Consider the following 12893-nt stretch of genomic DNA (forward strand, 5'->3'; position numbering starts at 1 on the left):
AGCCTCAAAAAAATAATGAGGTTTAAATTATAATAATTATAAAATTTAGTTATGAGCACACATTATGAAACGCGTTATGCCTCAAGCCCACAAGCAGTAAAAGCTTACGATACGGCGCAACTTAGAGAAGAGTTTTTAATAGAAAATTTAATGCAACCCGACCAATTGGTTTTGGTATATACGCATTACGATAGGTATATGGCAGGTTCAGCAGTACCACTATCACCAATAAAATTAGAGACTATCGATCCTTTAAAATCTAGTTATTTTTTAGAGCGCAGAGAGTTAGGAATAATAAATGTAGGAGGCGATGGAACGGTTGAAGTAGATGGCGAAATTTACGCCCTAACATTAAAAGATGCATTGTATATTGGTAGCGGTGTAAAAGATGTTGTTTTTAAAAGTAACGATAAAAATAATCCGGCAAAATTTTATTTAAATTCAGCCCCAGCGCACCAAACATTTCCAACCAAAAAAGTAAGCAAATCCGAGGCAAATAAATTAGAATTAGGTTCTTTAGAAACGGCAAACCATCGCACAGTTAATCAAATGATAATAGGCGGTATTGTAGAGACATGCCAGCTTCAAATGGGGATGACAGAGTTAAAAACCGGTAGTGTATGGAATACAATGCCAGCACATGTACACGACCGTAGAATGGAAATATATTATTATTTAGACATTCCTCAAGACCAAGCCGTATGTCATTTTATGGGTCAACCGCAAGAAACCCGTCATATTTGGATGCAAAACCATCAAGCAGTAATATCGCCACCGTGGTCAATTCATTCAGGCTCAGGAACATCAAATTATACCTTTATTTGGGGTATGGCAGGCGAGAATTTAGATTATGGCGATATGGATGTCGCAAAAATAACAGATTTACGATAGTTTATGAGCATATCATTATTCAACATAAAAGGAAAAGTAGCTTTAGTAACTGGAAGCACACATGGATTAGGAATGTCTATGGCCAGAGGTTTGGGGCTAGCAGGCGCGACCATAATTGTTAATGGTAATTCTTCACAAGAAAAAATAGATACAGCTGTAACCGCCTATAAAAAAGAAGGTATACATGCCGTTGGCTATAAGTTTAATGTAGCCAAAGAAGAAGAAGTTATTTCTGCTATTGCCAAAATAGAAAAAGAAGTAGGCCCGATAGATATTCTTATAAATAATGCCGGTATAATAAAACGTACACCTTTAATAGATATGGATGTTACCGATTTTAAACAAGTTATAGACATCGATTTGGTAAGTCCGTTTATTGTATCAAAACATGTTGTAAAAGGGATGATTTCAAGGCAAGAAGGCAAGGTAATAAACATATGTTCAATGATGAGCGAGTTAGGCCGTAATAGCGTAGGCGCTTATGCAGCAGCCAAAGGCGGTTTAAAAATGTTAACCCAAAATATGGCAACCGAATGGGCGAAGCATAATATACAAGTAAATGGCATAGGACCAGGGTATTTTGCAACCTCCCAAACGGCTCCAATCCGTGTAGATGGTCATCCGTTTAACGATTTTATAATTAATAGAACCCCTGCTGCAAAATGGGGTAATCCAGACGACTTGGCAGGGGCGGCTATATTTTTATCATCAAAGGCTAGCGATTTTGTAAACGGGCATATTTTATATGTTGATGGCGGAATTCTAGCAACCATAGGTAAACCAACAAACGAAGATTAAATATAAATATTTAGGCAAACAGTTCGTTTTTACTAACATTCTTAAATATTAAAAGATTAGTATATAACAACAGGTATTTATAAGTTAAAAACGTTTGTTAGTCAGTTTGTAAACTTAATAATAAACCAAAATAGTGCCAAATGGAATGGTTTGTATAATCCTTTTTGTAAAGTTATTTAAATTATAAAAATTAACTATTAACTTGCAAAAATGTTATCGGCTTTTACAAAACGTAAAATTTTAAAAACCATTCCATTTGGAGTTATTTGGTTGGTTTTTGGTGTTTTATTTCTTTGGGTAGAGTATGCTGCTTTAGAAAACATAGAAAACACCTCGAAAACCGCTATACAAATGCAGGTAGATGTGGTAGCATTTGCACTAACGGGCATAACTTGTATAGGTTTAATAATAGGTTTTATTGAAGCAAATTATTTAAATCGTTTATTTGAAAATAAAAGTTTTTTAATAAAAATTATTTCAAAATTTTTAATCTACGCCATATTTTTTATGGTCGTTATTTTTATTACTTTTCCTATAGCAGCAAGTTTAGAGTTAGATGTTTCTGTTTTAGATACGCGTGTATGGGATAAATATTTTGATTTCTTTTATAGTATTACCCATATAAGTGCTGCATCTCAGTTATCTTTTATGTTAATGGTATCGTTACTTTACGCCGAAATAAACGATAATTTAGGACAAAATGTTTTACTAAATTTCTTTACAGGAAAGTACCATAAACCTAAATCCGAAAATCGTATTTTTATGTTTGTAGACATGAAAAACTCTACAACTATAGCCGAAAAAATAGGGCATAAAAAGTATTTTGAATTATTACGCGCTTATTATTCGGGCTTTTCTAAGGCAATTATTAAAAATTATGGCGAAGTTTATCAATATGTAGGTGATGAGATTGTAGTAACATGGAAACTTGAAAAAGGCATTAATAAAAATTATTGTGTAGCATGTTTTTTCGATATGAAAAAAGATTTATTTAAAGAAAAAGATGTTTACCTTAAAAACTATGGTGTTATACCCGATTTTAAAGCTGCCATTCACTTTGGAAATGTAACAACAGGTGAAATTGGCGCACTTAAAAAAGATATTTTTTTTACTGGCGATGTGTTAAATACCACAGCACGTATTTTAAGTGTTGCAGCTAATTTTAATGAAGATTTATTAATTTCTGGAGCGCTTTCTAAAAAATTAAATTTACCTAAAAACTATAAATTGATAAAAAAAGGAGAAACCTTATTAAAAGGGAAGTTAGATAATGTAGAAATAGTGGCAGTAAAAAAAGTAAATTAAATAGTTTAAGTCATTTACAATAGCTAATAAAAGACTATAGCATTTAAATGGTGCATCCTAATTTATAAGGTTAACGAAACGAAACATCAACCAACTAATCTCAATCGCATAACTAAATGATACTATTTATGTTCAAAGTAACCTTTAAAAAATAAACTTTGACCTATTTGTAAAAAAAGAAAAACCCATAACTTTCGCTACGGGTTTCATTTGCGGAGAAAGAGGGATTCGAACCCCCGGAGGTGTGACCCTCAACAGTTTTCAAGACTGCCGCATTCGACCACTCTGCCATTTCTCCTTGAGTGCCTCATCAAGCTATTTGCCTGAATGCGGGTGCAAATATAAAATCCTTTTTCGTTCTATTCAAATAAAAAATCATTTTTTTCAAAATAAATTTAAAGAAACAGCTAAACCCCATATTTTATGCACCAAAAACCCAAAAAGAAAATAGCAAACCTTATTTTTGCATAAATATATTTACCCTTTATGGATACAATAAAACAGCTTAACTGGCGGTATGCAACAAAAAAGTTTGATGCAAACAAAAGCCTAACAAAAGCAAAATTAAATATCATAACAGAAGCCTTTAACCTTACAGCAACCTCGTTTGGGCTACAAACCATTAAAATGGTAGTTGTAGAAAATAAAGAAATCAGGCAATCGCTTGTAGAGCACTCATACCATCAAAAACAAGTGCTAGACGCCTCACACTTACTAGTAATATGCATACAAGGCAATATTGCCAAAACCGATGTAACAAGCTATTACCAAAACATAAAAAACATACGCAACACGCCAGAAAGCATATTAAAACCGTATCAAGACGATTTAATTAACATGATGCAAGGCAAATCCATACAAGAGCGTCAACAATGGTCCACCAACCAAGCCTACATAGCGCTAGGAAATTTAATGACGGTTTGCGCCATAGAAGGCATAGACGCCTGCCCAATGGAAGGCTTTATACCATCAAAATACGACCAAATACTAAACCTAACCCAAAAAGGACTAAAGTCGGTATTGCTTCTACCCATAGGATATCGCGCACACGACGATATGTTTTCAACCCTAAAAAAAGTAAGAAAACCCATAGAAGAAGCCGTAATAACAATATAACAAAGGGCGTTACCACAAGGGTCGGGCTTTCGGTAGTCGCTTTTTTGTATTGCATAGGTGCAACAACACAAAAAGAGCTTCAACAAAACCTCAATCCCTAACGCAACAAAACAACATAAAATAAACAATATGCCAGGATTTGAATTATTTGGAGATTTAGAAAAAGAACAAGTAAACGACGTACTAGACAACGGCGTACTTATGCGCTACGGTTTCGACGCAATGCGTAAAGGCCATTGGAAAGCCAAACAACTAGAAACCGAACTAGAAAACACATTTCAATCTAAACACGTACAATTAGTATCCAGCGGCACAGCAGCTGTAACAGTAGCATTAGCAAGTGCAGGTGTAGGAGCCGGCGACGAGGTTATCATGCCAACCTTTACCTTTGTAGCCAGTTTCGAAGCTATTATGATGTTAGGCGCCATTCCCGTTTTAGTAGACATAGACGATACTTTAGGCCTAAACCCACAAGCTGTACAAAACGCCATAACACCCAAAACAAAAGCCATAATGGTAGTGCAAATGTGCGGAAGCATGGCAAACATGGAAGCCTTACAAAATATAGCAAACAAAAATAACCTATTATTAGTAGAAGATGCCTGCCAAGCCATTGGCGGAACATATAAAAACAAACCACTAGGAAGCATAGGTCATTTAGGGTGCTTCTCGTTCGATTTTGTAAAAACCATTACCTGTGGCGAGGGCGGAGCCGTAATAACAAATAACGACACCTATTACACAAACGCCGATCATTATAGCGACCATGGTCACGACCATGTTGGAAATGATAGGGGAGCAGAAACACACCCGTTTTTAGGTTATAATTTCCGTATATCAGAATTGCATGCAGCCGTAGGTTTAGCACAAGTAAAACGCTTACCAGAGTTTTTAAACATTCAAAAACGTCATTTCAATATCCTAAAAGAAGCGCTATCGCAAATACCCGAAGTTACATTTAGAACCGTGCCAGAAGGCGGAGTAGAAAGCTGTGCATTTTTAAACTTCTTTTTACCAGATTTAGAAACCTCAAGAAAAGTAATACAAGGCTTTAAAGATGGTGGTATAGATGCTTGCTGGAATTATTTCGATAATAATTGGCATTACATACGTAAGTGGGAGCATTTAAAAAGCTTAAAATCATTATTTCCAATATCAAAAGAAGTAAAAGACGGGTTAGCGTATCTTAAAACAAAAGACTTCTCGAAGTCAGACCATTATATAGGCCGAAATATATCGTGTTTAATAAAACTTTCATGGACCGAGCAAGAAGTTAAACAACGCGCCAATAAAATGGCAGCCATTATAAAATCGGTATTGTAAATTAACAAAAAGTTATAAAAACAGTATTTAAAAGGAAATTTGTTAAACTTACTGTAGTATTTCTAAAAGTTCTTTTAAATACTGTTTTTATGTTTATATATTACTATTAAAATTGTATTTACTCTTTGTTTTAATAGTTTACATAATCTACAATTTCTAAACCATAACCAATTAAACCAACACGCTTAGTTTGTTGGGTATTAGAAATTAAACGAAGCTTATGTATGTTTAGGTCGTGTAAAATTTGAGCGCCAATACCAAAATCTCTATTATCCATATTAATTCTTGGAGCTTTAGCAATGTTATTTGCAGTTTGGTGCTCCTTTAAAAAAGCCAATCTATTTAAAATATTCATAGATTGAGATTCTTGATTAATAAAAATTATAGCACCTTTGCCAGCATCATTTATAACCTTAAACATATTGTCTAACTGCTGGTCGGCATTATTGGTAAGAGTGCCTAAAATATCGTTATTAATTAATGTAGAGTTTATTCTGGTTAGCACCTCTTCGTTATCGCTCCATTGTCCTTTTGTAAGTGCTATGTGTACTTGTTTGTTAGTCGTTTGTTTGTATGCTCTTAGCCTAAAACTACCAAAACGAGTTTCAATTTGAAAATCTTCTTTTTTCTCAATTAAAGAGTCGTGTTGCATTCTATAAGCTACTAAATCTTCAATAGAAACTATTTTTAAATCTAACTTTTTGGCTACTTCAATAAGTTGTGGTAAACGTGCCATAGAGCCATCTTCGTTCATGATTTCAACAATAACTCCAGCGGGTTTTAAACCAGCTAGTCTTGCAAAATCTATAGCGGCTTCGGTATGTCCAGTTCTTCGTAATACACCGCCTTCTTTGGCTACTAAAGGAAAAATATGCCCAGGTCTTGCTAGCTCAAAAGGTTTTGTGTCGTTATTTATTAGGGCTTGTATGGTTTTTGCCCTGTCGCTAGCCGATATGCCTGTTGTTACACCACCGCCTCTTAAATCTACAGATACAGTAAAGGCTGTTTCCATAGGGTCGGTATTGTTTCTAACCATCATATCTAGCTCTAACTCTTTACATCTGTTTTCTGTTAAGGGAGCACAAATAAGACCTCTACCATGCGTGGCCATAAAGTTTATCATTTCTGGTGTTACTTTATCGGCAGCAGCTAAAAAATCGCCTTCATTTTCACGGTTTTCATCATCAACAACTATAATAACTTTTCCGTTTCTTATATCGTCAATTGCTTCGTGTATTGTATTGAGTTTAAACTCTTTTTTTTCTTTTTGTGTCATAGTGCTTACCATCATGGTGCAAAGATATGGCTTATTTTAAGGATTCTAAACAATTTACTTTTAAGTCGCCTTTAATTTTTTCATTTAAATACAGGTAAGTAACAAAGTAAATTGGTAAACTAAGTATTAACAAGAACATATTAGGGCGTTTTTGTTTTCTTTTTATATGATTATAAAATTGAAACGCGTTAATAATAGATTTTATAAAATAAACTACATATAGTAATAACGAAATTATGCTTAACTGTATGGATGCTGTAGCTAAAGGTAATAGTTTGTTGTTTTTAAATACAAAAAATAAAATGAATAATATTACGCCAATAATGTACAGCGTTATTGCAAATTTAGAGTGTTCGGTATAGTGTTTTTTTGTGATTTCGGCTGTATCGTAACTAGTGTTAATATGTAAACCAATGGATCGTAAATCTGTAGTTGATAATCCTCTAGATTTTAAAATATCAAAGGCTTTGTACCTGGTGTTCTTATGGTGGTCTTGATTTTCGTGATTAGTAATAATATCTACAAGTTGCTGGTTGTTGTATGCTGTTAAAAACTTATAATCAAAACTATCTTTTTCTTTAATTTTAAAAATCTTTTTAAAAGGCTCTAAAACGTTTCCAAACTCAAATAGACCCCTATCTGCGGTAGCTCTTTTTGTTAGAAAAATACCTAATGGGAGCATGACTAAAGTAGAAAACCAAGGTGCTATAATAGGGTTAAAGTCGCCTGTTTTTGCACTATTTGTAGCAAATATGCCAATAAAATGATAGGTTAAAAACAACAAAATAGCAATAACCATAGGTAAGCCAATACCGCCTTTTCTAATTAAAGCACCTAAGGGTGCGCCAACAAAAAACAAGATAACACAGGCAAAGCCTAAAGCAAATTTTTCGTGTAATGATATTACGTGTCTGTTAAGCCAAGCTTTAGAGTTTTTTGTTGTAGCATCTTTAGATACTATAAGCTGTTTAGAGCTTATCATAGATTTTAATGAAATATCTACAATATCTAGTTTTTGTTTGGTTTTAAAAATATCTAGAATTGGCCCTAAATAGACAGAGTCTTTTGTTTTTTTTTGGTTTGGGAAATTTCTGTTTAACCCCGATCTTAAATATAAATTTTTTGAAAACGTAGCATGCTCATCATTATATTTTACAACAAGAGAGTCTATGGTTTTGTTTAGCCCGCTTACGTTAAGCATATTGTATTTGTCGGTTTGCGATTGCTCATTAAAATCTACTTTATTAATCTCAGACAAATCAATATTTATAACTTTAGTTTCGAATACGCTTTTAGCAAATGGTTTTCTAAGTCTGGCTTTTCTTTCTTTTGGTTTTACATCGCTATAGTAATGCCCATCGGTTAAAATAAGTTTTAAAACATTGGAATCTTCTTTACTAGCAAGTTCACCAATTTTAGATTTTATAACGGTAGCATTGGTTCTGCCATCGCTGCCTTTAACGTGTATGGTTACGTCTTTTAAAAATTGGTCGCGATCGCCATATTTATCAACAAATTTTATATTGTAGTTACCAACAGGGTTAAACTGGCCTTCGGCAAGTAGCATGGCTGGTTTTAATTTAGCGATGTTTCTTCTTAAATTATAAGAGTTTAACTCGGCCCAAGGAATCACATTATTGGAAAAGAAAAAGGTTACTATGCCCAAACCTACAATAAAAACACTAAGGCCAGACATGGCACGTTGTAGTGATATGCCTGTAGATTTCATGGCGGCAAACTCGTAATTTTCGGCAAAGCTTCCAAAAACCATTATAGAGGCTAAAAGTATGGTAAGTGGTAATACTAAAGGTATAAGTTTAGGCATAAAGTAGCCTAAAAACTTAACAATTACTATAATATCTAAATCTTTACCGGCTAATTCTTTTATGTATAGCCAGATGGTTTGTAAAACAAAAATTAGCATGAGTATTATAAACACGCTAAGAAAAGTTTTAAGGTAAGTGGTTAGTATGTAACGGTCTAATATTTTCACACGAATGAATATTCTAATTATTTAAAATAGAATGAATTAAAAATAAGAACGCGTGTAGTCCACTTCGTTCTTATATTAAAGATCTTTAAATTAAAATTTGTTAATACTTTTTTCAAAAGAATACCTAATCTAGTTTATTGATGTAATAGTCTTTATACTTATTTGCATCAAAGGTAAATAAGGTTTTTGATAAAGGCTCGTTTGTTTTAAAAGAATTTACAGTAAGTGTGGTTTTTGTATCGTTTTTACCTATTTGAATTAAGTTGTATATGTGTTTTGTTTGTGCATCTATGCCTAAAAGAATGTTTTTTATTTCGGAATTAGAATCAATGGGTGTAAGTTTTACATATTGAATTTTTCTTCCTTTTATATTCTGCTCAATATCCATGTTGTAAGTATATCCATCTTCATAAAATGATAACATTTTACTTGGTGTTATGGCATCGTTTTCATCATCAATATTAGATGTTATAGTTACTTCTTCATCTTCATTACTTATGCTATATAGCGTTTTACCATCAAAAAGTCTTGTAACACCAAGAATATTTAATCTGTAATTTTCGCCTTGCATTATAACATCGCCTTTGGTTTCTTGCTTTATGTTTTCAGATAAATTTTCTAATGTGTATTTAAAATCTAACGAAATATTTTTATAGCTTTTAACTTTTATAGATACTTCGTTTAATAAGGCTTTTGCTTTATCTTGATTTTGTGCAAATACAGAGCAAGAAACTGTAATTATTAATAGGATTAAGTATTTTTTCATTAAAAATATAGTTTTCATTGTATTATAATTCGTTTTCTAAGTGTTGGTCTAGAGCTATTAAGTCTGGGACAAGTACTTGTCTGGCTTTACTACCTTCAAAAGGACCAACTATGCCTGCAGCTTCTAATTGGTCTATTATTCTACCTGCTCTGTTATAACCTAATTTTAATTTACGTTGTAATAACGAAGCAGATCCTTGTTGGGCGGTTACAATAACTATGGCTGCATCTTTAAATAGTTTGTCTCTGTCCGATATATCTATATCAAGACTTGTGCCACTTTCTTCGCCAACATATTCTGGTAGCATATAAGCATCAGGATAGGCTTTTTGAGCGCCAATAAAATCGGTTATTTTTTCAACTTCAGGTGTGTCAACAAAAGCACATTGCACACGAATTAAATCGTTGCCTTGTGTGTAAAGCATATCGCCACGCCCAATAAGTTGGTCGGCTCCAGAGCCATCTAAAATAGTTCGCGAGTCTATTTTAGAGGTTACTCTAAATGCTATACGAGCAGGGAAATTGGCTTTTATAATACCAGTAATTACATTTACAGATGGACGTTGCGTTGCAATAATTAAATGAATACCAATGGCACGTGCTAATTGTGCTAAACGTGCTATGGGAGTTTCTACTTCTTTGCCGGCTGTCATTATTAAATCGGCAAACTCATCAACTACTAAAACGATATATGGTAAAAATTGATGTCCATCATTAGGGTTTAATTTCCTAGCTTTAAATTTTGCATTGTATTCGGCTAAATTTCTACAAAAAGCATTTTTAAGTAGTTCGTAACGGTTATCCATTTCAATACATAATGAGTTTAATGTGTTGATAACCTTTGTGTTGTCTGTTATTATGGCATCTTCGCTATCTGGAAGTTTAGCTAAATAATGACGTTCAATTTTATTAAAAAGTGTGAGCTCTACTTTTTTAGGGTCTACTAAAACAAATTTAACTTCGGCTGGGTGCTTTTTATAAAGTAATGATGTTAAAACGGCATTTAGTCCAACCGATTTTCCTTGACCTGTAGCTCCGGCCATTAATAGGTGAGGCATTTTTGCTAAATCGACAACAAAAGTTTCATTGCTAATTGTTTTTCCTAAAGCAATAGGTAATTGCATTTCGGAGGTTTGAAATTTCTTTGAAGCAATTACAGATCGCATTGAAACTATGGTAGAACTTTTGTTTGGTACCTCTATACCAATAGTGCCTTTTCCTGGTATTGGAGCAATAATACGAATACCAAGTGCAGAGAGAGAGAGGGCTATATCGTCTTCTAAATTTTTAATTTTTGAAATACGAATTCCAGCCTCTGGAACAATTTCGTAGAGCGTAACAGTAGGACCAATGGTGGCTTTTATGCTAGATATACCAATTTTGTAGTTGTTTAGAGTTTCAACAATTCGGTTTTTGTTTTCTTCTAATTCTTCTTGGTTTATTGTAATACCTTCGGTATTGTATTTTTTTAATAAGTCTAGTGTTGGAAATTGGTATTTTGCTAATTCTAGAGTAGGGTCAAACTGTCCGAAATCTTCAACCAATTTGTTGGCAAGGTTATCGGTTTCAGAACCTTCTTCTTTAATATTTTCAACTTTTATTTCTAATTCGGGTTCTTCTTCTTCAACTTCTGGCTCAGGAATTTTAACTTCTAAGGGCGCCGTTTCTATTTTTGGTTTTATTTCTTGTATAGGTTCGGTTTTTTTATTTTCTAAAGCTACTTCATGAGCAGATTTTATAGCTTCAGCCTCTTCAGATAAGTTGTTGTCTATTGGAACTATAACATCTTCTTTCATGCTAGAAAGTTCTTCTTTAATATCTTTACTTGCAGATTTAAAGAGTTTTGTTATACTTTCAAAAGTAACCTTAAATCGTATGGCTAAATATGTTATTAACCCAAAGAGAAGTAATAGTATAGTGCCTATTTTTCCAATATAGTCTTGAAGAAAATGATTAAGCTCGAAACCAATTGTACCGCCTAAAATATCATTTTTATTTCCAAAAAAACCTAGAAGAATTGACAACCAAATTATTATAAGTATACCCCAAAACCAATGTTTTCTTAGTTTAGTTTTGTTAATATTCATTAAAACATAAACGCCAGATAAAAAGGTTAGCCCAGAAAAAATAAATGATGCTACACCAAAACCACGCTGAATAAAAAAATCGCTTAACCAAGCACCAGATTTGCTTAACCAGTTTTTTGGTTTTACTTCGCGCGAAGTAAAATTAGATAATGTACTTTGGTCTGCTTCACCTGTAAATAAATAAGAAACAAAAGCTATAAATAATAAAAGCCCTGTAATGGCTAGAAAGCTTCCTAGTACTAATTTTTGCTGACTAGACAGCTTAAAGCTTGGTGCTTTTATTTTTTTTCTAGGTGCTTTTTTAGCTTTGGTTTTGCTTTTAGCCATTAACGATTTATTGTTTAAAAATAGAGTTGTTTATACAACTCAACAAAAATACAAATTACTAACGTTTATCCTAGAGGAATAGTATTTTAAAAAATTTTTGGAAGATATATAATTAAACCTATTATACTTGCAAATACAGAGGCTATAAATACAGCCCCTGCAGCAATATCTTTTATTAAACCAATTTTGTTATGATGCTCTGGGTGAATAAAATTAGCAATTTCTTCAATAGCAGTATTCATGCCTTCGGCACTCATAACTAAGCCAATAGCTAGTATTTGCATCATCCATTCGAGGGCAGAAATATTAAAATAAACTCCAGCTAATGTAACCGCTATGGCTATAAAAAATTGAATTTTTATGCTAGCTTCTGTTTTTAAGAGTAAAAAGGCACCTTTAAACGCATACCCAACACTTTTTAAACGGTTTACTAAAAACGATTCTTTTTTAGGCATCTTGCAATGCTTCAAGAGCAGCTTTATAGTTTGGTTCGTCTACAATTTCATTAACTTGTTCTGTGTACTTAACAATGCCATTTTCATCTAAAACAATTACGCAGCGCGAGTGTAAGCCTTCTAAAGGCCCATCAATAATATTTAAGCCATAATCTTTGCCAAAACTTCCATCTTTAAAATCGGATAGGTTTATAACATTATCTAAGCCTTCAGCACCACAAAAACGCCCTTGCGCAAATGGTAAATCGCGAGAAATGCAAAGTACTTTTGTGTTATCCAATTCGCTTGCTTCTGTGTTAAATGTTCTAACAGATTGCGCACAAGTACCTGTATCTATACTAGGAAATATGTTTAAAACTAATTTGCTACCCGCATAATTGGTTAAACTGTGTACTGCTAAATCTGTAGTAGTAAGTAAGAAGTCTGGTGCTTTTGTTCCAACTTCTGGTAATTTATTTGATGTATGTATTGCGTTTCCTTTTAATGTAATTGAAGCCATTTGTATATATTTTTATTTGAACAACTAAAATATGAATATTAAATAATTTAATCTTACT

The 12893-nt window shown here is 33.1% G+C and carries 11 protein-coding genes and 1 tRNA gene; 5 read left to right on the forward strand and 7 right to left on the reverse strand.

The window, feature by feature from the left end:
• Positions 1–51: 51 nt before the first annotated feature.
• The 3 genes from kduI to ACNG5D_RS06690 all read left to right on the forward strand — a co-directional run bounded on the left by kduI (position 52) and on the right by ACNG5D_RS06690 (position 2994).
• Complete coding sequence (kduI, locus tag ACNG5D_RS06680; RefSeq protein WP_418182721.1) at positions 52–891, forward strand: 5-dehydro-4-deoxy-D-glucuronate isomerase; 840 nt, start codon at positions 52–54, stop codon at positions 889–891.
• Between the two features lie 3 nt (positions 892–894).
• Positions 895–1689 (forward strand): gluconate 5-dehydrogenase, encoded by a 795-nt coding sequence (locus ACNG5D_RS06685; RefSeq protein WP_418182722.1) that lies wholly within the window; start codon positions 895–897, stop codon positions 1687–1689.
• A 210-nt stretch (positions 1690–1899) separates the two neighbouring features.
• Entirely contained in the window at positions 1900–2994 is a 1095-nt protein-coding gene (locus tag ACNG5D_RS06690; RefSeq protein WP_418182723.1) for an adenylate/guanylate cyclase domain-containing protein, read from the forward strand.
• 213 nt (positions 2995–3207) lie between these two features.
• Here ACNG5D_RS06690 and ACNG5D_RS06695 read toward each other — a convergent pair.
• Positions 3208–3292: transfer RNA gene (locus tag ACNG5D_RS06695), tRNA-Ser, on the reverse strand.
• Between the two features lie 188 nt (positions 3293–3480).
• Between ACNG5D_RS06695 and ACNG5D_RS06700 the strand changes: the two genes are divergently transcribed.
• Positions 3481–4110: an NAD(P)H-dependent oxidoreductase gene (locus ACNG5D_RS06700; RefSeq protein ID WP_418182724.1), complete on the forward strand. Its 630-nt coding sequence runs from the start codon at positions 3481–3483 to the stop codon at positions 4108–4110.
• Positions 4111–4239: 129 nt separating this feature from the next.
• On the forward strand, positions 4240–5433 hold the full coding sequence (locus tag ACNG5D_RS06705) for a DegT/DnrJ/EryC1/StrS family aminotransferase (protein ID WP_418182725.1): 1194 nt from the start codon (positions 4240–4242) through the stop codon (positions 5431–5433).
• 130 nt (positions 5434–5563) lie between these two features.
• Here the strand turns inward: ACNG5D_RS06705 and ribB are convergent, their stop codons facing one another.
• The 6 genes from ribB to tpx all read right to left on the reverse strand — a co-directional run bounded on the left by ribB (position 5564) and on the right by tpx (position 12835).
• Positions 5564–6724, reverse strand: a complete 1161-nt coding sequence (gene ribB / locus ACNG5D_RS06710) for a 3,4-dihydroxy-2-butanone-4-phosphate synthase (RefSeq protein WP_418182726.1) — start codon at positions 6722–6724, stop codon at positions 5564–5566.
• Positions 6725–6740: 16 nt separating this feature from the next.
• Positions 6741–8702, reverse strand: a complete 1962-nt coding sequence (locus tag ACNG5D_RS06715) for an LptF/LptG family permease (protein WP_418182727.1) — start codon at positions 8700–8702, stop codon at positions 6741–6743.
• Positions 8703–8826: 124 nt separating this feature from the next.
• Positions 8827–9468, reverse strand: a complete 642-nt coding sequence (gene lolA1 / locus ACNG5D_RS06720; RefSeq protein WP_418182728.1) for an outer membrane lipoprotein periplasmic chaperone LolA1 — start codon at positions 9466–9468, stop codon at positions 8827–8829.
• 22 nt (positions 9469–9490) lie between these two features.
• Entirely contained in the window at positions 9491–11881 is a 2391-nt protein-coding gene (locus ACNG5D_RS06725; protein ID WP_418182729.1) for an FtsK/SpoIIIE family DNA translocase, read from the reverse strand.
• A gap of 86 nt (positions 11882–11967) precedes the next feature.
• Positions 11968–12336 carry a diacylglycerol kinase gene (locus tag ACNG5D_RS06730; RefSeq protein ID WP_418182730.1) on the reverse strand — a complete coding sequence of 123 codons (369 nt, stop codon included), beginning with the start codon at positions 12334–12336 and terminating at the stop codon, positions 11968–11970.
• Positions 12329–12835, reverse strand: a complete 507-nt coding sequence (gene tpx / locus ACNG5D_RS06735; protein ID WP_418182731.1) for a thiol peroxidase — start codon at positions 12833–12835, stop codon at positions 12329–12331. The genes ACNG5D_RS06730 and tpx overlap by 8 nt, the downstream gene beginning before the upstream one ends.
• Positions 12836–12893: the final 58 nt, after the last annotated feature.

Source organism: Algibacter ulvanivorans, from assembly GCF_048381495.1.
Lineage (GTDB): Bacteria > Bacteroidota > Bacteroidia > Flavobacteriales > Flavobacteriaceae > Algibacter_B > Algibacter_B ulvanivorans.

Coding starts and splice junctions, on each gene's coding strand:
- kduI (WP_418182721.1), top strand. CDS start 52: ATGAGCACACATTATGAAACGCGTTATGCCTCAAGCCCACAAGCAGTA.
- ACNG5D_RS06685 (WP_418182722.1), top strand. CDS start 895: ATGAGCATATCATTATTCAACATAAAAGGAAAAGTAGCTTTAGTAACT.
- ACNG5D_RS06690 (WP_418182723.1), top strand. CDS start 1,900: ATGTTATCGGCTTTTACAAAACGTAAAATTTTAAAAACCATTCCATTT.
- ACNG5D_RS06700 (WP_418182724.1), top strand. CDS start 3,481: ATGGATACAATAAAACAGCTTAACTGGCGGTATGCAACAAAAAAGTTT.
- ACNG5D_RS06705 (WP_418182725.1), top strand. CDS start 4,240: ATGCCAGGATTTGAATTATTTGGAGATTTAGAAAAAGAACAAGTAAAC.
- ribB (WP_418182726.1), bottom strand. CDS start 6,724: ATGATGGTAAGCACTATGACACAAAAAGAAAAAAAAGAGTTTAAACTC.
- lolA1 (WP_418182728.1), bottom strand. CDS start 9,468: ATGAAAAAATACTTAATCCTATTAATAATTACAGTTTCTTGCTCTGTA.
- ACNG5D_RS06725 (WP_418182729.1), bottom strand. CDS start 11,881: ATGGCTAAAAGCAAAACCAAAGCTAAAAAAGCACCTAGAAAAAAAATA.
- ACNG5D_RS06730 (WP_418182730.1), bottom strand. CDS start 12,336: ATGCCTAAAAAAGAATCGTTTTTAGTAAACCGTTTAAAAAGTGTTGGG.
- tpx (WP_418182731.1), bottom strand. CDS start 12,835: ATGGCTTCAATTACATTAAAAGGAAACGCAATACATACATCAAATAAA.